The organism is Mesorhizobium sp. BH1-1-4 (assembly GCF_020165665.1).
Lineage (GTDB): Bacteria > Pseudomonadota > Alphaproteobacteria > Rhizobiales > Rhizobiaceae > Mesorhizobium.
This window is the reverse complement of sequence record NZ_JAIUIN010000018.1, coordinates 81752-103833: the sequence shown is the minus strand read 5'-3', so window position 1 is coordinate 103833 and position 22082 is coordinate 81752. Positions and strand designations below refer to the sequence as shown.

Annotated in this window: 20 protein-coding genes; 14 read left to right on the top strand and 6 right to left on the bottom strand. The window is 63.5% G+C overall.

Annotated elements, in window-relative coordinates; all coding sequences use genetic code 11:
• Positions 1 to 55 precede the first annotated feature (55 nt).
• The 3 genes from LB569_RS24370 to LB569_RS24360 form a co-directional block, all read right to left on the bottom strand.
• A complete protein-coding gene (locus LB569_RS24370) occupies positions 56 to 1051 on the bottom strand; it encodes an ABC transporter substrate-binding protein (RefSeq protein WP_140704063.1) in 996 nt (331 codons plus the stop codon).
• 340 nt (positions 1052 to 1391) lie between these two features.
• The gene (locus tag LB569_RS24365) at positions 1392 to 2390 is read right to left on the bottom strand and encodes an aldo/keto reductase (RefSeq protein ID WP_224694391.1); all 999 of its coding nucleotides are present in this window, start codon (positions 2388 to 2390) and stop codon (positions 1392 to 1394) included.
• 63 nt (positions 2391 to 2453) lie between these two features.
• Positions 2454 to 3959, bottom strand: a complete 1506-nt coding sequence (locus LB569_RS24360) for a UxaA family hydrolase (RefSeq protein WP_224694390.1) — start codon at positions 3957 to 3959, stop codon at positions 2454 to 2456.
• A gap of 244 nt (positions 3960 to 4203) precedes the next feature.
• Between LB569_RS24360 and LB569_RS24355 the strand changes: the two genes are divergently transcribed.
• From LB569_RS24355 to gndA, 6 genes are all read left to right on the top strand, one after another.
• Positions 4204 to 5106 carry a GntR family transcriptional regulator gene (locus LB569_RS24355; RefSeq protein WP_224694389.1) on the top strand — a complete coding sequence of 301 codons (903 nt, stop codon included), beginning with the start codon at positions 4204 to 4206 and terminating at the stop codon, positions 5104 to 5106.
• A gap of 136 nt (positions 5107 to 5242) precedes the next feature.
• Positions 5243 to 5599: a DUF2946 family protein gene (locus LB569_RS24350; protein WP_224694407.1), complete on the top strand. Its 357-nt coding sequence runs from the start codon at positions 5243 to 5245 to the stop codon at positions 5597 to 5599.
• Between the two features lie 95 nt (positions 5600 to 5694).
• Positions 5695 to 6237 (top strand): copper chaperone PCu(A)C, encoded by a 543-nt coding sequence (locus tag LB569_RS24345; protein WP_224694388.1) that lies wholly within the window; start codon positions 5695 to 5697, stop codon positions 6235 to 6237.
• 39 nt (positions 6238 to 6276) lie between these two features.
• Positions 6277 to 6795, top strand: a complete 519-nt coding sequence (locus LB569_RS24340) for a YcnI family protein (protein WP_224694387.1) — start codon at positions 6277 to 6279, stop codon at positions 6793 to 6795.
• Between the two features lie 131 nt (positions 6796 to 6926).
• Positions 6927 to 8486, top strand: coding sequence for a copper resistance CopC/CopD family protein (locus LB569_RS24335; protein WP_224694386.1), 1560 nt, complete (start codon positions 6927 to 6929; stop codon positions 8484 to 8486).
• A 135-nt stretch (positions 8487 to 8621) separates the two neighbouring features.
• Positions 8622 to 10049 carry an NADP-dependent phosphogluconate dehydrogenase gene (gene gndA, locus LB569_RS24330; RefSeq protein WP_224694385.1) on the top strand — a complete coding sequence of 476 codons (1428 nt, stop codon included), beginning with the start codon at positions 8622 to 8624 and terminating at the stop codon, positions 10047 to 10049.
• Between the two features lie 69 nt (positions 10050 to 10118).
• Here gndA and LB569_RS24325 read toward each other — a convergent pair whose 3' ends face one another.
• Positions 10119 to 11033, bottom strand: coding sequence for a LysR family transcriptional regulator (locus LB569_RS24325; RefSeq protein ID WP_224694384.1), 915 nt, complete (start codon positions 11031 to 11033; stop codon positions 10119 to 10121).
• Positions 11034 to 11127: 94 nt separating this feature from the next.
• On the opposite strand from LB569_RS24325, the gene LB569_RS24320 reads away from it, so the two are divergent.
• Entirely contained in the window at positions 11128 to 12000 is an 873-nt protein-coding gene (locus LB569_RS24320) for an NAD(P)H-dependent oxidoreductase (RefSeq protein WP_224694383.1), read from the top strand.
• On the opposite strand, the gene LB569_RS24315 is transcribed toward LB569_RS24320, so the two are convergent.
• The gene (locus tag LB569_RS24315) at positions 11982 to 13031 is read right to left on the bottom strand and encodes a LacI family transcriptional regulator (RefSeq protein WP_224694382.1); all 1050 of its coding nucleotides are present in this window, start codon (positions 13029 to 13031) and stop codon (positions 11982 to 11984) included. The two genes, LB569_RS24320 and LB569_RS24315, sit on opposite strands and share 19 nt — an antisense overlap.
• A 375-nt stretch (positions 13032 to 13406) precedes the next feature.
• Here LB569_RS24315 and LB569_RS24310 point away from each other — a divergent pair, with 375 nt between their 5' ends.
• From LB569_RS24310 to mgrA, 7 genes are all read left to right on the top strand, one after another.
• Positions 13407 to 14645, top strand: coding sequence for an ABC transporter substrate-binding protein (locus tag LB569_RS24310; protein ID WP_224541941.1), 1239 nt, complete (start codon positions 13407 to 13409; stop codon positions 14643 to 14645).
• A gap of 98 nt (positions 14646 to 14743) precedes the next feature.
• The gene (locus tag LB569_RS24305) at positions 14744 to 15637 is read left to right on the top strand and encodes a carbohydrate ABC transporter permease (RefSeq protein WP_015315676.1); all 894 of its coding nucleotides are present in this window, start codon (positions 14744 to 14746) and stop codon (positions 15635 to 15637) included.
• Positions 15630 to 16565 carry a carbohydrate ABC transporter permease gene (locus tag LB569_RS24300; protein ID WP_411970252.1) on the top strand — a complete coding sequence of 312 codons (936 nt, stop codon included), beginning with the start codon at positions 15630 to 15632 and terminating at the stop codon, positions 16563 to 16565. The genes LB569_RS24305 and LB569_RS24300 overlap by 8 nt, the downstream gene beginning before the upstream one ends.
• On the top strand, positions 16565 to 17659 hold the full coding sequence (locus tag LB569_RS24295) for an ABC transporter ATP-binding protein (protein ID WP_411970251.1): 1095 nt from the start codon (positions 16565 to 16567) through the stop codon (positions 17657 to 17659). Before LB569_RS24300 ends, LB569_RS24295 begins: the two co-directional genes overlap by 1 nt.
• Positions 17660 to 17714: 55 nt before the next feature.
• A complete protein-coding gene (locus LB569_RS24290; protein WP_224694381.1) occupies positions 17715 to 18461 on the top strand; it encodes a sugar phosphate isomerase/epimerase family protein in 747 nt (248 codons plus the stop codon).
• Between the two features lie 11 nt (positions 18462 to 18472).
• Positions 18473 to 19615, top strand: a complete 1143-nt coding sequence (locus LB569_RS24285; protein WP_224694380.1) for a Gfo/Idh/MocA family protein — start codon at positions 18473 to 18475, stop codon at positions 19613 to 19615.
• A gap of 130 nt (positions 19616 to 19745) precedes the next feature.
• Positions 19746 to 20792 carry an L-glyceraldehyde 3-phosphate reductase gene (gene mgrA, locus LB569_RS24280; protein WP_140704090.1) on the top strand — a complete coding sequence of 349 codons (1047 nt, stop codon included), beginning with the start codon at positions 19746 to 19748 and terminating at the stop codon, positions 20790 to 20792.
• A gap of 73 nt (positions 20793 to 20865) precedes the next feature.
• On the opposite strand, the gene LB569_RS24275 is transcribed toward mgrA, so the two are convergent.
• Positions 20866 to 21963, bottom strand: a complete 1098-nt coding sequence (locus tag LB569_RS24275; RefSeq protein WP_224694379.1) for a S1 family serine peptidase — start codon at positions 21961 to 21963, stop codon at positions 20866 to 20868.
• Between the last annotated feature and the right edge of the window lie 119 nt (positions 21964 to 22082).

The following is a 22082-nucleotide window of genomic DNA, read 5'->3' as shown; positions in this document are numbered from 1 at the left end:
GCGGGATGTTTCCGGGGCGAGGAGGCCCCGGAAACGATTTCGATCTTGCCTGCCCTTACTTCAGCTTCGGGTTGAGCAGGGCGTCGATCTTGGGGTCCTTCATATTGTCCTTGGTCACCAGGTTGGCGCCGGTGTCGACATTGGCCTCGACCTTCTCGCCCTTGGAGGCGGCGAGCGCGGTCTTGATGCCGTCATAGCCCATCCGGTAGGGGTCCTGGACGACGAGGGCGGAAATGACGCCGTCGTTGAGGAACTTGATCAGCTTCTCGTCGCTGTCGAAGCCGACCAGCGCCAGCTTGCCGCCAAGGTTGTTCTCGGCGACGGCCTGACCGACGCCCTGCGCCATGATCAGGTTGGAGGCGAAGATGCCCTTGAGGTTCGGATTGGCGGTGATCAGATCGGTGGCGATGTTGAGGCCGGTGGTGGCTTGGCCGTCGGCATATTTGTCGGCGACCAGCTTCAGGCCCGGATACTTTGCCTTGAGCTGTTCGGTGAAGCCCTGCTTGCGCTGTTCGAGCGAGCCGGCGCCGGGCGCGTTGGTGATCAGGGCGACGTCGCCCTCGATCTTGCCGCCGTTGGCGGCGCCGATGGCGGCTGCGAGGCCATCAGCGGCGACGCGGCCGCCCTGCACGTTGTCGGTGGTCAGGAACGAGGTGAAGGCCTTGGAGTCGGCGCCGGAGTCGATACCGATGACCTTGACCTTGGCGGCCGCTTCATCGATCGGCTTGCCAAGCGCCTTGAACTCGGTAGGCGCGATCACGATCGCGGCCGGGTTGCTGGCGACAGCGTTCTCGAGGATCGAGACCTGGCCGTTGACGTCGGTTTCAGCCTGGGCGCCGAGTTCCGGCACATTGACGCCGAGATCCTTGCCGGCCTTGCGGGCGCCGGCCAAAACGATCTGCCAGTAGAAGGACGTGGTGTCCTTGACGATGATCGGGATGGTCACGTCAGCCGCCGAAACCGGTGCGCTGTGCATGACGGCGGTGAGCATCGAGGCTGCCGCAAGGGCCATGACGGCGCGGCGGTTGAGAATGCTGGTCACGAATTTCATAGGATCCTCCCTAAGTCGCCCGGTGAACGTTTACGGAAGCTCCGTTCGGATAGGCGTGGCCCAAACAGAACTTTATCAATAAAAAACAGTTGCTCTGTTTTGATAGTGCATCGGTCCGGCTGATGCAAGCGGTGTTTCCAGTCAGTCATCCCAAACGGTCTGGCAATGACTCACCCGCTGGCGTGGTTCCTCCCTTGCCGTGGTCAGGTGCTTCCGTCCGTTCTATAGAGGTATGGAATATTAATTCCATACCTCAGTCAATATGGAATGTTCATTCTTTTCATAGGATCGCGGCATTGTGAAGCCGACCGCGATTGTGCATATCGCGAGGGTATGGTCCTCAAGGCAGTTCCTGCGTCACAGTGTAGGGACGATACTTGGCATATTCCGTCTCCGGCACGTCGATATCGAGCAGTTCGAGGTTGCGCGTCAGGTTCGCCAGTTTTGCGGTGCCGGTCAGCACGGTGGCGACGGCTGGTTCGTGCAAGGGAAACTGGAAGGCGGCCGCCGGCAGCGGGTAGCCGCCTTCGCCTGCGATCTTCTCCATGGCGTCGACCCGGTCGAGCATATCGCGGTTGGCGGGCTGGTAGTCGAAATGCGCGCCTTGCACCGGCCCGGTCGCCAATATGCCGGAGTTGAAAACGCCGCCGATGACCAGCGACGTCTGTTGCGCCCGGCACAGCGGCAGCAATTCGACTTCCGCGCTACGGTCGAGCAAGGAGTACCGGCTGGCGAGCAGGATGCAGTCGAGCGGCGCCCGGCGCATGACGTCGAGGCAGATCTGGACTTCGTTGACGCCGAGCCCATAGGCGGCAATCGTACCGTCCCGCTTCAACTCCTCGAGCGCCTTGAGCCCGCCGTCCATCAGCTGGCGAAAATGCAGTTTGGTCTTCTCGGCGCCATGCGTGTAGACGCCGATGTCGTGCACATACAGGATGTCTATCCTGTTTAGCCCGAGGCGCGCGTAGCTGAAGTCGACCGACCGCATGATGCCGTCATAGGAATAATCGTAGTCCAGCGCGAAGGGCAGCGGATCGACATAGGAGTGGTCGGGCACCTTGTCTTCAGGCACCGGGTGTAACAGGCGTCCAACCTTGGTCGACAGCACGTAGGAATCGCGCGGCTTGTAGCGCAGGAAATCGCCGAAGCGCCGTTCCGACAGGCCGAAACCGTAGAAGGGCGCGGTGTCGAAATAGCGCAAGCCCGCCTCCCAGGCGCCTTGCAGCGTTTCCATCGCCGCCTCGCGCGAGCAGGCCCGGTAGAGGCCGCCGATCGCGGCGCCGCCGAAGCTGACCTCGGTGACCTCCAGTGCCGTCTGGCCGATGCGGCGTCTTTCCATGCAAACCCTCCCCGTGGCCGGCCGTTGCGCGGCTCGGCAAGTCTACCAGATATGCGTCGAAACCTAGAGTGTCGCGCCGAGATGCCAGGGCACGAACTCGTTGTCGCCGTAACCGAAATCCTCGCTCTTGGTCTTGCGGCCCGAAGCCGTTTCGACGATCATCTCGAAGATCTCGCGGCCCATGCCGGCAATGGTCTTTTCGCCCGAGGCGATGACGCCGCAATTGACATCCATGTCCTCTTCCATCTGGTGATACATGGTCGAGTTGGTGGCGACCTTGATCGACGGTGTCGGCCGGCAGCCGAAGCAGGAACCGCGGCCGGTGGTGAAGACGATGACATTGGCGCCGCCAGCCACCTGTCCGGTGGCCGAGACCGGGTCGTAACCGGGCGTGTCCATGAACACCAGCCCGTTGCCGGTGACCTTCTCGGCATAGCCGAACACACCGTTGAGCGGGGTTTGGCCACCCTTGGCGACGGCGCCGAGCGACTTTTCAAGGATGGTGGTGAGACCGCCGCGCTTGTTGCCGGGCGACGGGTTGTTGTCGATCGAGGCGCCATGCTTGGCGACATGATCTTCCCACCATTTCACATAGCCATCGAGCTTCTTGGCGATCTCCGGCGTTGCCGCGCGATAGGCGAGCAGATGTTCGGCGCCATAGATTTCGGTCGTCTCGGAGAGGATGCCGATGCCGCCGACGCCGGCGAGGATGTCGACCGCCGCGCCCAGTGCCGGATTGGCGGTGATGCCCGACATGCCGTCGGAGCCGCCGCATTGCAGGCCGACGACGATCTCGCTGACCGGGATCGGCTCTCGCTTCAGCTGGCCGACCTCCTCGGCGATCTCGGCCAGCACGCCCATCGCCTTTTCGACGGATTTGCGCGACCCGCCGGCATCCTGGATGTTGAAATGACGCTTGCCGGCGGCGGCACCCTTCTGGCCGTAGAGAGTGAGCTGGTTGACCTCGCAGCCAAGCCCGACCATCAGCACGCCGCCGAAATTCGGGTGGCGGGCATAGCCGGCCAAGGTCCGATGCAGCACCATCATGCCGTCGCCGGTGCCGCTCATGCCGCAGCCCTGGCCGTGGACGATGGGCACGAAGCCGTCAATGCCGGGATATTTCGGCAGCAGGGTCCGGTTGGCGGTGTCGGCGATCGAATGGCAGACCGTGGCCGAGCAATTGACGCTGGCGATGATGCCGATGAAGTTGCGCGTGCCGGCGCGGCCGTCGGCGCGGCGATAGCCCATGAAGGTTCTGACACGGTCGGCCTCCGTCGCATGCTCGGCCTCGCTCGGCGGCACCACCGGCAGGCGGCCGGCCTCGAAAACCAGATTGTGCGAATGGACATGCTCGCCGGGCGCGATGTCCTGTGTGGCGCGGCCGATCGCCTGGGCGTATTTGACCACGGCTTCACCCGTGGCAATCGGTTTGATGGCCACCTTGTGGCCGGGCTCGATGACGGCGACGGCGAGCGCGCCACCCGGCAGCGCGGTGCCCATCTCGATGCGGCCATTGGCAACGGCGACATTGTCGGCGGTGGACAGAAGGATGGTGTTCGAGACGTTCACGGGCGTTTCCTGGGTGATCCTGGGATGCGCGGATTGACACGCGCTTGTTAAGAGTTAATGTCTTTTATCGTGAAAAAACAGTTTTGCGTCAATTGTTTTTTCGCCGCGGTCCGCCTGGGTAAGTGGTAGCGCTCGGGACATGAACCGGACCCAGTTAAAGCGTTTCCCGCTTTTCAGGGTCGTGGGAACGTCATATTGCGCTTCAAGCCGGCCGCCGCAAGCGCCGGCATGAATGGGTCAGGGGATGTCGAAGAGCAACAACGTCTACAAGGACGCCTATAACCGCTGCCTCAGGCTGCTCGACGAGACACGCAGCCTGCCGTCGGAGCCGGAGCTTGGCGCCTTGCTCGGCGTCAGCCGCACGACCGTGCGCAGCATCCTGGCGCGCATGGAGGAAACCGGGCTGATCGCCTGGAACAAGCGCGCCAAGACGGTGCTGCGCGACCCGCGTCCCGACGATTTCTTCCCCGAGGAAGAGACCGACACGCTGGCCGAGATCATCGAGCGCTCGTTCATGCGCAGGCTGCTGGCCGGCGGCGCCGAGGCCGGCATGCAGATCAACGAGCTCGAACTGGCGCGCGAGATCGGCGTCGGCACGACCAGCGTGCGCGAGTTCCTGATCCGCTTCTCCCGCTTTGGCCTGATCGAAAAACGCCGCAACAGCCATTGGGTGCTGAAGGGCTTTACGCGCGCCTTCGCGCTGGAACTGACCGAGATCCGCGAGATGTTCGAATTGCGCTCGGCCGCCGCCTTCGCCGCGCTGCCGCCGGACAGCCCGGTCTGGGGCGATCTGGACCGCCTGGAAGAGGAGCATCGTGTCCTGCAGCGCGAGATCGCGACGCGTTTCAACGCGTTCTCGGAATTGGATGAACGCTTGCACCGGTTGATCCATCGCGCCTCGCACAATCGCTTCATCGTCGATTTCTACGACGTCATCGCCATGATCTTTCACTACCACTATCAGTGGAACAAGGCGCAGGAACGCGAGCGCAACGAAGTCGCGATAGGCGAGCATCTTGCCTATATCGAGGCTCTCAAGTCGCGCGACCTCGGCAAGGTCGATGCCGCCTGCCGCAAGCATCTGAAGTCGGCGCGCCAGACATTGCTCACCTCCATCCCGGAAAGTCGGCCATCCCAAAAGAACTGATCCTGCCGTGTTGCCGCAGCATTGAATTGGCGATTTTCGACCTTTCCCGGCCGTGCTAGATATCGTCATCGATTGTTGAAGAGACAGATGGTTTGATCGGGCAAGTCATTTGAACAAGAACGGGAGACGGTGGAGCATACCGGTCGCGCTTGTCGCGGCCTATCTGCTGTTGCTCCAGTCGACACTTGGTGCGTTCGCCTTCGGCTCCGGGCCGAGTGCCGCGCAGCTCGACGCCTTCGGCAACGTCATCTGCACCCACGACGGCGCCACCCAGCTTCCCGGCGGCGACCAGCATCCGTCCCATTTGCCGGCCTGCTGCACACTCGGCTGCAGCATGTTTTCGCCGGCCTATGCGCCGCCGCCCGATGCCGGGCTTGCACTTGCATCCCTTTCCTTCGAGACCGTCGCCTTCGTCTTCCCGGCGACCACCCATCTCGACTTCGCCCGCGAACGCTCGCCGTCGAACCCGCGCGCGCCGCCGCTGGCGGCTTGAGCCAGCTTGCTTGCGGAACCTTTCGCGAGCGTACTCATCCAGGATCAAACCATTCGCGACCGGCGACGGCGCGATCATCACGTCATGGAGCAACCATGTCCCATTCTTTCCTCATAGCGGCGGGCACTCTGTTCGACCGCACCCTGTGTCGTTTCCAGGCGCGTCTCGGCATTGTCGCCCTGGCCTTTGCCCTGGTGTTTGTCGGTGCCCAGGCCGTGCTGGCGCATGAATTCAAGGTCGGCGATCTCGAAATCGAACATCCCTGGTCTCGCGCCACGCCTGCCGGCGCCAAGGTGGCCGGCGGCTATTTCACCATCCTCAACAAGGGCAGCGCCGCGGACCGGCTGTTGTCGATCTCCTCCGATGTCTCCGACAAGGCCGAGCTGCATCAAATGGGGGTCAAGGACGGCGTCATGACCATGCGGCCAGTGGACGGTGGCCTGGAAATCCCGGCCGGCGGCAAGGTCGCGCTCGCGCCCGGTGGCTATCACCTGATGTTCATCGGCCTGAAACGGCAGCCCAAGCAGGGCGAAAAATTCGCCGCCACGCTGACCTTCGAGAAAGCCGGCACCGTCAGCGTGGAATTCGCCGTCGAAGGCATGGGCGAAATGGGCGGCATGGACGACCACGCCAATTGATCGTGCCAATCCACCAATTTTGACATTAGAGGGACCATCATGAACAAGTTTCTTTTGGCGGCCGGCGCGTTTCTCGTGCTGGGGACGAATGCCGCCTTCGCGCACATCACGCTCGAGACTCAGGAGGCCGCGGTCGGCTCGACCTACAAGGCTGTGCTGCGCGTGCCGCATGGTTGCGACGGCAAGGCGACGACCGCCGTGCGCGTGCAGATTCCAGAAGGGGTGATCGCGGTGAAGCCGATGCCGAAGCCCGGCTGGACGCTGCAGACCAAGAAGGGCAAATACGAGAAATCGTACCAGCTCTACGGCCAGCCGGTTGCCGATGGGGTCAAGGAAGTCGACTGGAGCGGCGGCAATCTGCCGGATGAATTCTACGACGAGTTCGTCTTCCGCGCGATGCTCACGGCGGATCTGCCTGTCGGCCAGAAGCTCTATTTCCCCGTGGTGCAGGAATGCGATGGCGCTACCGAACGCTGGATCGAGATTCCGGCGACCGGACAGGACGCGGACGCACTGGAGACCCCGGCGCCCGGCATCAAGCTTACGCCGAAGAAATGATTTTCCGGCGGCGCGCCCTGTCGGCAAAGGCGCGCCGCCAATTCCATGGCGACAGCATGAACGCGATAATCCCATTTCAAAGGACGGCAACGACCCGCAAACGCTTCAATTGGGTTGCTGGGCTTTTCGCGATGATCATCGCGTTCATAATGATGGCCGCGACAGGCCAGGCCTTTGCCCATGCGGCGCTGATCAAGACTGACCCGGCCGACGGGGCGGTGCTGGCGCAGGCGCCGGCACGGTTCTCGCTGACCTTCAGCGAGCCGGTCTCGCCGCTGGTGCTGACCCTGGTGACACCCGACGGCACGCCGGTCGCGCTGACATCCTTCCGGCTCACCGACCAGACGCTGGAGATCGACAATCCGCAGGTGCTCAAATCGGGCACGCATGTGCTGAGCTGGCGCGTCATTTCCGCCGACGGCCATCCGGTCGGCGGCTCGCTCTTGTTTTCCATCGGCGCGCCGAGTGAGCCGCCGGCCGTGTCCGGAGCGGTCGACTGGCCGCTGCGGTCGGCGATCTGGATTGGGAAAGTCCTTCTCTACGCGGGTCTTTTCCTCGGTGTCGGCGGCGCCTACGCTATTGCCTGGCTGGCCGGTGGTGGTCGCGCCGGTCAGCGCTTTGTTGCCGGGACGATCCTGTGCGGGCTGTTGGCTGCGCCGCTGTCGCTGAGCTTCCAGGGACTGGATGCGCTCGGCGCGCCGCTCTCCCACCTGGCGCAGCCGGTTGTCTGGCGCACCGCGCTCGGCACCAGCTTCGGCTGGACGGTGTTGCTCGCCCTGATCGCGCTGGGGCTTGGCCTGCTGTCGCTGGCCGCGCCGCGCGCGGCTGCCAGGCCGCTTGCCCTTGCCGGGCTGGCCGGTGTGGGTGCGGCACTCGCCGCGAGCGGCCACGCCAGTGCCGCCGAGCCGCAATGGCTGACACGGCCGCTGGTTTTCGTGCATGGCGTCGGCATCGCTTTCTGGGCCGGCGCGCTGGTGCCGCTCGGCCTCGCGCTGAAGCGTCAAGCGGCCGGCGCCGTTGAATTCCTGCGCCGCTTCTCATGGGCCATCCTGCCCGTGGTCGCCTTGCTTGCCGCGGCGGGCATCGTGTTGGCCGTGATCCAGGTGGGGACGCCCTCGGCGCTGGTCAACACTGCCTATGGCCGGCTGCTGCTGGTCAAGCTCGCGCTGCTGGTCTTCCTGTTCACGCTGGCCGCCGTCAATCGCTGGAAGCTCACCGCTTCGGCCGAGGCGGGCGCGACCGAGGTGCAACGCAGGCTCACGCGCTCGGTCGGCGTCGAAGTGCTGATCGTGCTGGCGATCTTCGGGGTCGCCGCCGGCTGGCGCTTCACGCCGCCGCCACGGGCGTTGGCGATCGCTGCGGCGCAGCCGGTTTCGGTCCACATCCACGCGCTGCAGGCGATGGCCGATCTCAGCATCACGCCTGGCCATGCCGGGCCGGTCGTCGCCTCGATGATCATCATGACCGGGGATTTCGGGCCGCTCGACGCCAAGGAAGTGACGCTGGTGCTGTCGAAGCCCGATTCCGGCATCGAGCCACTGAAGCGCGCGGCGACCAAGCCCGGCGACGGCAGCTGGCGTGTCGACAATCTCGTCATCCCGGTTTCGGGCCGCTGGACGGTGCGCGTAGACATATTGGTCTCGGACTTCGAGATGGTGAAGATCGAGGCGCCGATCGACATCAGGCCGTAATGGTCCCGGCAACACAATTGGGCGAGGCGGTTGACGCGGGCCTGAAGGCCCGTCAATCATCCGCGCAATAACCGGCATCCAGCCAACGAAGAGCGCGAGCTCGAAAACACCAGATCCGGAAACAGGGAAGAAACGATGGAAAAAGCCGAAATCGGCCTGATCGGCCTTGGCACGATGGGCTCCAACCTGGCGCTGAACATCGCCGAGCACGGGCACCGCATCGCCGTCTTCAACCGCACGAGGGCACGCACCGACGCTTTCGTCGAGAATGCCGGTGCACTGAGGGATATGGTCGTTCCCTGCTACAGCCTGGAAGAGCTCGCCGCCGCGATCCGGCCGCCGCGCCCGATCATCATCATGGTGCTGGCCGGCAAGCCGGTGGACGAGCAGATCGAGGCGCTGCGCGGCGTGCTGTCGGCCAACGACATCGTCGTCGATGCCGGCAATGCCAATTTCCGCGATACAATGCGGCGCTTCTCCGAACTGTCCGGCTCTGGCCTGACCTTTATCGGCATGGGCGTGTCCGGTGGCGAGGAAGGCGCGCGCCATGGACCTTCGATCATGGTCGGCGGTACGGAAGATTCCTGGAAGCGTGTCGAGAAGGTGCTGACCGCCATCTCCGCCAAATTCAAGGACGAGCCCTGCGCGGCCTGGCTCGGCACCGATGGCGCCGGCCATTTCGTCAAGACCATCCACAACGGCATCGAATATGCCGACATGCAGATGATCGCCGAGATTTACGGCATCCTGCGCGATGGCCTGGGCATGGGGCCGAAGGAGATCGGCACGGTCTTTGAAAACTGGAACAAGGGCCGGCTCAATTCCTATTTGATCGAGATCACCGCCAAGGTACTGGCCGCCGACGATGCGAAGACGGGCAAGCCGGTGGTCGATATCATCCTCGACCGCGCCGGCCAGAAGGGCACCGGCAAATGGTCCGTCATCGAGGCGCAGCAGCTCGGCATTCCGGCGACCGCGATCGAGGCGGCGGTGGCGGCGCGCGTGCTGTCGTCGATCAAGGACGAAAGGCAGGCGGCTGAAAAGGCCTATGGCAATAGCGGCGTGACGAAGATTTCCGGCGACAAGGACGCGCTGTTGCATGATCTCGAACTGGCGCTGTTCGCCGGCAAGATCGCTGCTTACGCGCAGGGCTTTGCCGTGATGGCCGGCGCCTCGAAGGAGTTCAACTGGAACCTGCCGATGCCGACCATCGCCAAGATCTGGCGCGCCGGCTGCATCATCCGCTCGCAAATGCTCGACACGATGGCCGAGGCCTTCAGCAGTGGCGGCGCCTCGACCAATCTTCTGATGGCCCCGGCTTTCATCAGCTTGATGCAGGAGGCGCATCCGTCGCTGCGGCGCATCGTGGCAAAGGCTTCCGAAGCCGGTGCGCCGGTGCCGGCGCTGTCTTCGGCGCTTGCCTATTTCGACAGCTACCGCCAGGGGCGGGGCACTTCGAACCTGATCCAGGCGCAGCGCGACTTCTTCGGCGCGCATGGTTTCGAGCGCATCGGCGAGCAGGGTGCCTTTCACGGGCCTTGGGGCAGCGGCGCGGCGGGTTAGATCATGCTCATCAAGCAGCCGGCATTCCTTGCCGGCTCCGCCTAAAGAAACTTAACGCTCGACATGCGGCTACTCGATCCCGGGGATGCCGCCGATCTGCTGGGCGAGAAAATCGACCAGCAGCCGGACCCGGGCGATGGCCGCCCGCTCGGGTACGATCAGCATGCTGAGCGGAACAGACGGCAGCGCATAGTCCGGCAGGATTGCCTCGAGCCGGCCGGACGCCAGGAGATCGCCGACAAGCCATTGATGGGCGGGCGCAATGCCGCGCCCTGCGAGCAAGGCTTCGCGTGCGGCAAGTCCGTGGTCGACCCGAAGGCGTCCGGCAAACGGCACCACATGGCGCTCGCCGTTCGGTCCTTGCAGGACAAGGGTGTCGCTGCCGGCAACGTTTGACATGCGGATGCCCTCGTGACCGGCCAGGTCCCGGGGATCCGCAGGCCTGCCTCGCTCAGCCAGATAGCCCGGCGCCGCGACGAGCAGCCGCCGCGACTGGCCGAGCGCCCGCAACTTCATGGAACTGTCGGTGAGCGGGCCGAGACGAAGCGCGAGGTCGACGCCTTCCGTGACAAGGTCGATGCGCTCGTCGGTGAGGCTGAGATCGACGCCGATGTCGCGGTAGCGATCCTGAAACGCGAAGATCAGCCGGCTGACATGTAGAACCCCGATGGCCGCGGTGCAGGAGAGCCGGATCGTGCCGGCCGGCGCTCCTCGCGTGCCGCGAACCTCGTCGCCCGCCTGTTCGACAAGGCGCAGAATTTGCACGCTGTCGGCATAGTAGCGGCTGCCCTCGTCGGTCATGGCGACACGCCGGGTGGTCCTGCTGAGCAAGGCCACGCCGACGGCTTCCTCCAGTTCCCTCAAATGGCGCGTGACTGTCGACTGGCCGATCCCGAGGTCACGCGCGACCGCCGACAGGCTGCCTCGTTCAGCAACGCGAACGAAGGTGCGCATGCGCTCCAGCGTGACAGCTGATTTATCCATTAATCGGCAGAATATTATGCATTCCCTATATGTAGCGGATGATTCCGCCATTGGCTATCTCAGGGTCAACGTTTCCAACGGAGATCGATGAATCATGAAAGTCCTGCTTGTCTTTGCCCATCCCGAACCGCGCTCGCTCAACGGCGCGCTCCGTGACGTTGCCGTCAAGGAACTCCAGGCTCAAGGCCACGAGGTGCGCGTGTCCGACCTCTATGCCGACGGCTGGAAATCGGAGGTCGACCGTGCTGATTTTCCCGCGCTTTCGTCAGAAGCGCGGCTGGTGCCGGTGGCGGCCTCCAAACAGGCATACGAGTCCAATGCGCTGACTGAAGACGTCAAGACCGAGATCGAGAAGCTGCTTTGGGCCGATGCGCTGATCCTGCAGTTTCCGCTGTGGTGGTTCGCCATGCCGGCGATCCTGAAGGGCTGGGTCGATCGGGTCTTTGCCTACGGCTTCGCCTATGGTGTCGGCGAACACAGCGACAAGCGATGGGGTGACCGGTACGGCGAGGGCACTCTCGCCGGCAAGCGAGCAATGCTGATCGTGACGGCCGGCGGCTGGGAAGATCATTATTCCGCGCGTGGGGTCAACGGGCCGATCGACGACCTGCTGTTCCCGATCAATCACGGAATCCTCTATTATCCGGGCTACGACGTGCTTCCGCCGTTCGTGATCTACAGCGTGGACCGTCTCGACGAAGCTGGCTTCGAGCCCATCGCCGAACGCCTGCGCGAACGGATGCGAACACTGGCGACCACCGCACCCATTCCCTACCGGCGGCAGAATGGTGGTGATTACCTGATCCCGAGCATGCGGCTTCGTGCCGAACTGGGCGATCCGGGAGCAGCAGGCTTCGACCTCCATGTGAACCGCGGCGCGGCCGTCCAGAACGGTTCATTGTTTCACGCAACGCACGCGGATTTGCGGGCGTCGATCCAGACAGACGCTCAGTCGGAGCCCCGATAGGCCACAACCCCCTTCGGCTCGCTCAGGCTCTGCAGAGAGCCGGGCGCAGCGCCGCCTATCCAGCCGAGCACCGAGCGGGCGAGCTCGGAGCCGGCCAGCCGGAAGTCTTCGTTGACGACCAGCAATTCATGCCGGAACAGATGCAAAAGGTCCGACGACTGTTTCGACACCACGTCGACATCGTGGCCGAGCTTGAGGCCGGCATCCTCGATACCGGCGACGATGGCGAGCGTCGCGGCCGCGGCGCTGCTGATGATGCCGTCCGGCCTGATGTCGCGCCGCATCAGCTGCGCGGTCCTCGTCCTGATCTGCTCCATCGAGTGGTCGATCGAGACGATGTTGAATGGCACCTCGCTGGCGCCGGCTTCGCTCAGCGCGTCGGCAAAGCCGTCGACCGTGTGACGGTAGTAGCTCAAACCGACCGGCGGCGTCACCAAAGCCAGCCGTCGGCGGCCCATGCCGGCGAGATGGCGTACCGCCTCGGCCGCGAAGGCGTAGTTGTCGAAATCATGATAGGGATGAACCAGCCCCATATCCGTGCGGCCATGCGTGGCGAAGGGTATGCCGCGCTCCAGCATGTAGCGGGCGCGGGGATCGTTCGGTTGCGTGCGGGAAATGATGACGCCGTCGGCCGAGCCTGTTTCGACGAGATAACGAACCGGATCCAGCGGATCCTGCGAGCGCGAGTAAGGCGTGACGATCAGGTGGTAAGGCGTGTCGGCGATGACTTCCGTCACGCCATAGATGATGTCGGAGACGAAGCTCATGATCTCCTGATCGGTGTTGAGCACGAGGCTGATGACGTTGGTCTTGCCGGTTCTCAGGCGCACACCGGCGCGATTGGGCCGGTAGCCGATCTGCTTGGCGACGAGCTGGACGCGGCGCCTGGTCTCGGCGCCGATTTCCGGCGCGTCCTTCAGCGCGCGCGACACGGTGGTGACGCCGAGCCCGGTCATGAAGGCAAGCGTCTTCAACGTCGGCCGCTCTCGCGCCGACGCGTCCTCGTTCTTTTCCGTCCGCTGTCTGTCCATTCGTCCCGCCCGTCAGGCGCATAGCAGCCACAGGCCGGGTCGGCAATCGCCGCAATCCGCAACAAGGCGTGATTTCGAGCCCGGCGTCGTTCCAATATACTGAAACGTTACAGATTGCCAATGTCGCCTGCCGGGCGATGAATAGGACAGCGGACTTCTGGCGGGCAAATTCCTTTGGAATCCGTGGCAAACTGCCTCTCGTGGTAATTTTGCGCCGCAGCGACTGCATGTTGCAGCGCAGCACCGCCGATTCGCTCCAGAATTTGTTCGCGACTCGAAAAAATGTAAGACCGCCCGCATGCTCGGGGTTGCGCCATCCCTTCAATTGCCGTATCGAAAATCTGTAACGTTTCAGATTTCTGGGAGGAAGCCGAAATGCGATACAAATTCCTGACCTCTGCCTTTGCAGCGACGGTTGCGCTCAACGTCGCCGGACCGGCGGCCGCGACCGATCTGGAAGTCACCCATTGGTGGACCTCCGGCGGCGAGGCGGCGGCGGTCGCCGAACTCGCCAAGGCATTCGACGCCACAGGCAATCACTGGGTCGACGGCGCCATCGCCGGATCCGGCGGCACGGCGCGGCCGATCATGATCAGCCGCATCACCGGCGGCGATCCGATGGGGGCCACCCAGTTCAATCATGGCCGGCAGGCGGAGGAGCTGGTGCAGGCCGGCCTGATGCGCGACCTCACCGATGTCGCCACCAAGGGCAAGTGGACGGAAGTGGTGCGGCCCAAGAGCCTGCTCGACTCCTGCACGATCGACGGGAAGATCTATTGCGTACCGGTCAACATCCATTCCTGGCAGTGGCTGTGGCTGTCGAACGCGGCCTTCGAGAAGGCCGGGGTTCCGGTGCCGAAGAACTGGAATGAATATGTGGCCGCCGCTCCGGCGCTGGAGAAGGCAGGCATCGTGCCGCTCGCGGTCGGTGGGCAGGCCTGGCAGGCATCGGGCGCCTTCGACGTGCTGCTTGCCGCGGTCGGCGGCACCGACACCTTCCTCAAGGTCTACAAGGACAAGGACGCCAAGTTCGCAGCCGGCCCCGAAGTCGCCAAGGTCTTCAAGGCGGCCGACGATGCGCGCAAGATGGCCAAGAACACCAACGTCCAGGACTGGAACCAGGCGACCAACATGGTCATCACCGGCAAGGCCGGCGGCCAGATCATGGGCGACTGGGCGCAGGGCGAGTTCCAGGTCGCCGGCAAGGCCGCCGGCAAGGATTACACCTGCCTTCCCGGCCTTGGCCTGAACGAGGTCATCGCCACGGGCGGCGACGCCTTCTACTTCCCGCTGCTCAAGGACGCCGACAAGGCCAAGGCGCAGGAAGTGCTCGCCGAAACGCTGCTCGATCCCAAGACCCAGGTCGCCTTCAACCTCAAGAAGGGTTCGCTGCCGGTGCGCGGCGACGTCGACCTCAACGCCGCCAATGACTGCATGAAGAAGGGCCTCGCCATCCTGGCCAAGGGCGCGGTCATCCCATGGACGGATCAGCTGCTCTCGCAGGACAGCCAGAAGCAGAAGGAGGATCTTTTCTCGGAATTCTTCGCCAAGCCCGACATGAGCCTCGAAGATGCGCAGAAGCGCTTCGCCGACATCATCGCTTCGGCTGACTGACGACCGACGAGCCGCCTCGCTCCCGACCTTGCCAGACAGGGCCGGGAGCCCAGGCGCGCTGACTTTCCGCCCTTATCCGATCCAGCACGGCTGTACCGATGAGCAAGAGCGAACGCCCGAGCCAACTCTTCCGCAATCTCAATGCGAAGGTCGCTTCGATCCCGATGATCCTCACCGCAATGGTGGTCTTTGTCGGCGGCACCGCGTGGACGGTGCTTTATTCCTTCACCAATTCGAAGCTGCTGCCGCGGCTGAATTTCGTCGGGCTCGACCAGTATTACCGGCTGTGGGCGACACCACGCTGGCTGATCTCGATCGAAAACCTCTTGATCTATGGCGTGATCTCACTGGTGTTCTCGCTGGTGATCGGGTTTCTGCTGGCAGCCCTGCTCGACCAGAAGATCCGTTTCGAGGACACGTTCCGCACCATCTTCCTTTACCCCTTCGCGCTGTCCTTCATCGTCACTGGCCTTGTCTGGCAGTGGCTCCTCAATCCGGATTTCGGCGTCCAGGGCGTGGTACGAAGCCTCGGCTGGACCAGCTTCGACTTCAATCCGCTCTACAATTCCAGCATCGTCATCTACGGCATATCGATCGCCGCGCTTTGGCAAGGCACCGGGCTGATCATGTGCCTGATGCTGGCGGGCCTGCGCGGCATCGACGAGGATATCTGGAAGGCCGCGCGGGTCGACGGGATTCCCATGTGGAAGACCTATCTGTTCATCATCATCCCGATGATGCGGCCGGTTTTCATCACCACGCTGGTGATCATCGCGTCCGGCATCGTCAAGGTCTACGACCTGGTCGTGGCGCAGACCAGCGGCGGTCCCGGCATCGCTTCCGAAGTGCCGGCGAAATATGTCTACGACTACATGTTCTTCGCCCAGAACCTCGGCCAGGGTTTTGCCGCCTCGACCATGATGCTGTTGTCGGTGATGATCGTCATCGTGCCGTGGGCCTATCTCGAATTCGGAGGCCGCAAGCGTGTCTGATCATGCCGTCTCCCTGGCTGCTTCCCGCGCCGCCATCCGCGCCGATGCCTCCGGACCGAGCGGACCGAAGCCGCGACACATGTTTTCGCGCCGTAATATTTTCCTCTACGGTACGCTTGTCGTGGTCGCGCTCTACTACCTCCTGCCGCTCTATGTGATGGTCGTCACCTCGCTCAAGGGCATGCCGGAGATCCGCCTCGGCAACATCTTCTCGCCGCCGATGGAGATCACCTTCGAGCCCTGGGTCAAAGCGTGGTCGCAGGCCTGCACCGGCCTCAATTGCGACGGGCTGTCGCGCGGTTTCTGGAACTCGGTGCGCATCACCGTTCCCTCGGTGATCCTGTCGATCGCCATCGCCTCGGTGAACGGGTACGCGCTGGCCAACTGGCGCTTCAAGGGCGCCGACACATTCTTCGTCATCCTGATCGTCGGCGCCTTCATTCCCTACCAGGTGATGATCTATCCGATCGTCATCATCCTGCGCGAGATCGGCCTCTATGGCAGCCTGAGCGGCCTGGTGATCGTGCACTCGATTTTCGGCATGCCGATCCTGACGCTTCTGTTCCGCAACTATTTCACCTCCATGCCGGAGGAGCTGTTCCGGGCGGCGCGCGTCGACGGCGCCGGCTTCTGGGGCATCTACCTGCGCATCATGCTGCCGATGTCGCTGCCGATCTTCGTCGTCGCCATCATCCTGCAGGTGACCGGCATCTGGAACGACTTCCTGTTCGGCGTCGTCTACACCCGTCCAGACACCTATCCGATGACGGTGCAGCTCAACAACATCGTGAACTCGGTGCAGGGCGTGAAGGAATACAATGTCAACATGGCCGCCACCATCCTGACCGGGCTGGTGCCGCTGATCGTTTACTTCATTTCCGGCAAATTGTTCGTGCGCGGCATCGCCGCCGGCGCGGTGAAAGGGTGATGGCGATGGCGGCGAACGGCACCAGCGTTTCGATCCAGGACCTGTCGCTGAACTTCGGCGCGGTCTCGGTGCTGCAGACGCTCAACCTCGATGTGGCCGAGGGTGAATTCATCGTGCTGCTCGGGCCTTCCGGCTGCGGCAAGTCGACCCTGCTCAACTGCATCGCCGGCCTGCTCGACATTTCGGAAGGCCGCATCTTCATCAAGGGCAAGAACGTCACCTGGGAAGAGCCCAAGGACCGCGGCATCGGCATGGTCTTCCAGTCCTATGCGCTCTATCCGCAAATGACGGTGGAGAAAAACCTGTCCTTCGGGCTGCGCGTCGCCGGCATCGCCAAGGACGAGATCGCCAGGCGCATCGCGCGTGCCGCCGAGATCCTGCAGATCGAGCCGCTTTTGCAGCGCAAGCCGGCCGCACTCTCCGGCGGCCAGCGCCAGCGCGTGGCGATCGGGCGGGCACTGGTGCGCGATGTCGATGTCTTCCTGTTCGACGAACCGCTTTCCAACCTCGATGCCAAGCTGCGTTCGGAACTGCGCGTCGAGATCAAGCTTCTGCACCGCAAGCTGCAGAACACGATGATCTACGTCACCCATGACCAGATCGAGGCGATGACGCTGGCAGACCGCATCGCGGTGATGAAGGGTGGCGTCATCCAGCAGCTCGATGCGCCGCAGACCATCTACAACCGCCCGGTCAACCGGTTCGTCGCAGGGTTCCTCGGTTCGCCCGCGATGAATTTCGTCGAGGGGCAGCTGGAAGCGGCGGTGTTCAAGACCGGGGATCTGACCGTACCGCTCGATCGCTACGGCTTCGACGGCGCCGGCAACAAGGGCGGGCCTTGCGTGTTCGGGATCCGGCCCGAGCACGTTGCCTTTGGCGAGGCCGCGAACGCCATGCCCTTTGCCGCCGATGCCGCCGTCGAGATCGTTGAGCCGATGGGCTCCGATACGCTGGTGTGGACGAAGCTCGGCGGCCGCAATTTTTCCTTCCGCGTCGAGGCGGAAAAGACGCTGCGCAACGGCGAACCGATCCGGATCGGCTTCGATCCCGCACGCGCCTCGCTGTTCGACACCCCATCCGGCAACCGCATGTAGCTCCCGAGAAAACCATCCTCCCAAAGACAATCCCCAAGCAGAACGGACAGAGACGATGAACTGGTCATTCCAACTTTACAGCGCCCGCAATTTCTTGCCGTGGACCGATGTGCTCGAGATGCTCGGCAAGCTCGGTTACGCCGAGGTCGAAGGTTTTGGCGGCGTCTATGACGATCCCAAGGCCTTCCGCGCCGAACTCGACAAGAACGACCTGGCCATGCCGACCGGCCATTTTTCAATTGACGCGCTGGAAAATGATTTCGATGGCGTGCGCAGGATCGCCGAAACGCTCGGCGTCAAGCTCTTGATCTGCCCCTATCTGATGGCGGAGGACAGGCCATCCGACATCGCCGGCTGGCGCGGCTTCGGCGAACGCCTGGCCAAGGTCGGCGAGGTGGCCTCGAAGGCAGGCTATGGCTTTGCCTGGCACAATCATGATTTCGAGTTCCAGGCACTCGCCGACGGCTCGGTGCCGCAGGATCATATCCTGTCGTCCGCCCCCAATATCGGCTGGGAAATGGACGTTGCCTGGGTCGTGCGCGGCGGCGCCGATCCGTTGCCCTGGATCGAAAAGCACGGCCAGCGCATCAGTGCCGTGCATGTCAAGGACATGGCGAAGCCGGGCGAGGGGCTGGATGAGGATGGCTGGTCGGATGTCGGCCACGGCACGATAGACTGGGCCGGCCTGATCAAGGTGTTGCGTGCCAAGAGCGCTGCAAAATACTTTGTCATGGAACAGGACAATCCCAACGACATCGAGCGCTTCGCCCGCCGCTCGATCGCAACCGTCAAGAGCTACTAGGAACAACCACAATGGCAAAAAAACTGGGTATTGGCGTCATCGGCTGCGGCAACATCTCGAAGGCGTATTTCTCGCTGGCGCCGCTGTTTCGCGGCATCGAGATGCGCGCCTGCGCCGACCTCAACATGGACGCGGCCAAGGCGCGGGCGAAGGAGTTCAAGCTGCGCGCCGAGACCGTCGAGGATCTGCTCAAGGCCGACGACATCGACATCATCGTCAATTTGACCATTCCGGCCGTGCACTACGAAGTGTCGAAGCAGGTGCTCGACGCCGGCAAGCACGTCTATTCTGAAAAGCCGTTCGTGCTGTCGCTCAAGGAAGGCCAGGACCTCAAGGCGCGGGCCGAGAAGAGGGGGCTGCGCATCGGCTCGGCACCGGACACGTTCCTCGGCGGCGCGCACCAGCTGGTGCGCGAACTGATCGACGAGGGGAAGCTCGGCAAGATCACCAGCGGCACCTGCCATGTCATGGGCCACGGCATGGAGCATTGGCACCCAAATCCGGATTTCTTCTTCCAGCCGGGCGCGGGGCCGGTCCTCGACATCGGGCCGTACTACATCACCAACCTGATCCAGCTGATCGGGCCGGTGAAGCAGGTGGCAGCTTTTGCAACGACGCCGGCCAAGGAGCGGACCATCAGCTCCAAACCGCGCGCGGGAGAAAAGATCCCGGTCAACACGCCGACCACCATCCATGGACTGCTCGAATTCGAGAACGGCGCCGTGGTGACGCTCAACACGAGCTGGGATGTGTGGGCTCACGGCCATGCTCCGATGGAGCTCTATGGCGAGGCCGGAACCGTGTTCGTGCCGGATCCGAACTTTTTCGGCGGCGAGGTGCGCTTCACCGAAGAGGGCAAGCCCGTCAAGAAGCTGCCGAAATGGAAGCACCCGCTTGGCGTCCCGAACGAAATGCACGGCCAGGGCATGATGGCCAATTACCGCACAGCAGGCCTCGCCGACATGGCGCTGGCGATCACCGAAGGGCGGCCGCACCGCTGTTCCATGGAACTGGCGCTGCATGCGGTTGATGTCATGACAGGCATCCTGCGCTCCGGCGAGACCGGGAAGTACGTCGCCATGCAGACGACGTGCGAGCGGCCTGCCGCGCTTGGCGTCAAGCAAGCCAAGGAACTGCTGGCCAAGAAAAAGTAGGCGCGTGGATTATCGATAATTTCCTCCTAGCCTCTCCCCGTTCCCCCGGGGAGAGGGTAAGGATGGGGACGGGTACGCTCGTCGCGGCTGCGATGACGGTACCCCTTCCGTTCAGATTCGAGGATCTCCCATGCCCTATATCGCCGCTGAAAACCGTTATGAGAAAATGATCTACAACCGTTGCGGACGGTCCGGCCTCAAGCTGCCGGCGATCTCGCTCGGGCTGTGGCACAATTTCGGCGACGACACGCCGCATCGGACCAAGCAGGCGATCGCCCGCAAGGCTTTCGACCTCGGCATCACCCATTTCGACCTCGCCAACAATTATGGCCCGCCGCCCGGCTCGGCCGAGACCGCTTTCGGCGAGATCCTGCGCACCGATTTTGCAAGATATCGCGACGAACTGATCATCTCGACCAAGGCCGGCTACGAGATGTGGGCGGGCCCCTACGGCGAATGGGGCGGGCGCAAATACATGCTGGCCAGCCTCGACCAGAGCCTGAAACGGATGGGGATCGACTATGTCGACATCTTCTATTCGCATCGCTTCGATCCCGACACGCCGCTCGAGGAAACCATGGGCGCGCTCGACCATGCCGTGCGTTCGGGCAAGGCGCTCTATGCCGGCATCTCCTCCTACAATTCGCAGCGCACCCGCGAGGCCGCCGACATATTGAGGCAACTCGGCACGCCCTGCGTCATCCACCAGCCAAGTTATTCGATGCTGAACCGCTGGGTCGAGGAGGACGGGCTGCTTGACACGCTCGAAGGGCTCGGCGTCGGCTCGATCGTGTTCTCGCCGCTGGCGCAAGGCATGCTGACCGATAAATATCTCGGTGGCATTCCCGATGGCAGCCGAGCCTCGCAAGGCAAGTCGCTGAAGACAGCTTTCATCAACGACCGCACCATCGCCAACATCAAGGCGCTCGACGCGATCGCGGCCAAGCGCGGCCAGACGCTGGCGCAGATGGCGCTGGCCTGGGTGCTGCGCAAGGGCAAGGTGACGTCGGCGCTGATCGGCGCCAGCCGGCCCGAACAGGTGGAAGACTGCGTCGGGGCGCTGAAGGTGCTCGATTTCAGCGACGCCGAACTCGCCGAGATCGACACTTACGCGCGCGAGTCCGACATCAATCTGTGGGCGGCCTCCGCCGAGCGCAAAGGCCCGCCGAGAAAATAGCGGGGCCCAGAAGCCTGCAAACCGAAACGGCGGGAGCATTCCCGCCGTTTCCTTATCCGAGGTGACTTTGGCTTCAGGGCGTTTTTGGCTTCATGGCCGTGCCCAGGCCCGGCTTCGGCTTTTCCGGAGCTGGAGCCTTGGTCTTCATCTTCTCATCGATCCAGCCGGTGTAGTTGGCCAGCCGCGTATAGATGCCATAGGCGTCCTTATGGCCGCAGGCGGCACTGCCGTCGGCCGGCCCTTCGCCCCAGGAGACGACACCGACCTGGACCGGACCGTCGCTGCCGGTCATGAACAGCGGGCCGCCGCTGTCACCATTACAGGCATCGCGTACGCCGCTCGTGGTACCAGCGCAGATCATGTTTGATGTCAGCGGGTCGGTCATGTCGGCGGCGATCGCGTTGGCGGCGTCGTCGATGCCTTTTTCCGAATAGCGCATGCGGTGCGACAGGTCGCCGAGCGCGGCTTTGAGGTCATGCGCGTAGATGGCCTTGATGCCGCTGTTGCAGGCGCTGTTCGGCTGAAGGTCGAGATCGGCGACCATCAGCGTGGTCGGGAAGGTGCCGTCCTGCATCTTGCCCCAGCCGGTGACCGTGGTCTTGCCGGCCTCGGGCGTCGCCTCATGGGTCAGCTTGATCGTCGGCGCATCTGCCGGTTCGGCCAGCCTCAGCAGGCCGAGATCATTGTCGAGCGTCTGCTCGCTGTAGCCCTCGTTGACGATGACTTCGATCACCTTGTGGCGCTTGCCTTCGCTGAGATCCGTGGCTCCGGTCAGCACGGTCACAGTGTCGGGTGAGATCGGACGGCCCTTGTCGTTGAGGCAGTGCGCGGCGGTCAGCACCCATTGCGGCGCGATCAGGCTGCCGCCGCAAAACTGCGCGTTTGCCTGCGAGGCGGGGTTCTCGTCCAGCCGGTTGCTGGTGAGAAGCGCGACCTGGAATGGATAGGCGCCCTTCTCGGCCTGGTTGCCGCCATAGACGCGATCGGCGCCGTCGGGATTCTCAGCCGCTGCCTTGGCCCTGGCTTCGTTCACCCGTTGCATCGGCGAGACCGCCGCTTCCGGCCTGACGGCGGCCTCGTCCGCCCGCCCGGTGTCGATCGAAGTGACGGCAGCGGCGATGCCAAGCAGCGATGCGGCAACGATTGGCCCGAACCGATTTGTGATGTGCACCTGAACCTCCTGAGACAATTCTCCCGCGCGGATCGACGCCGGGCATTGTGCAAGGAGGTTCCGGTTCGACGAGCCCGCACACGTGCCGTATCGAAACGGCGCGCGATCGGTCACAAAAC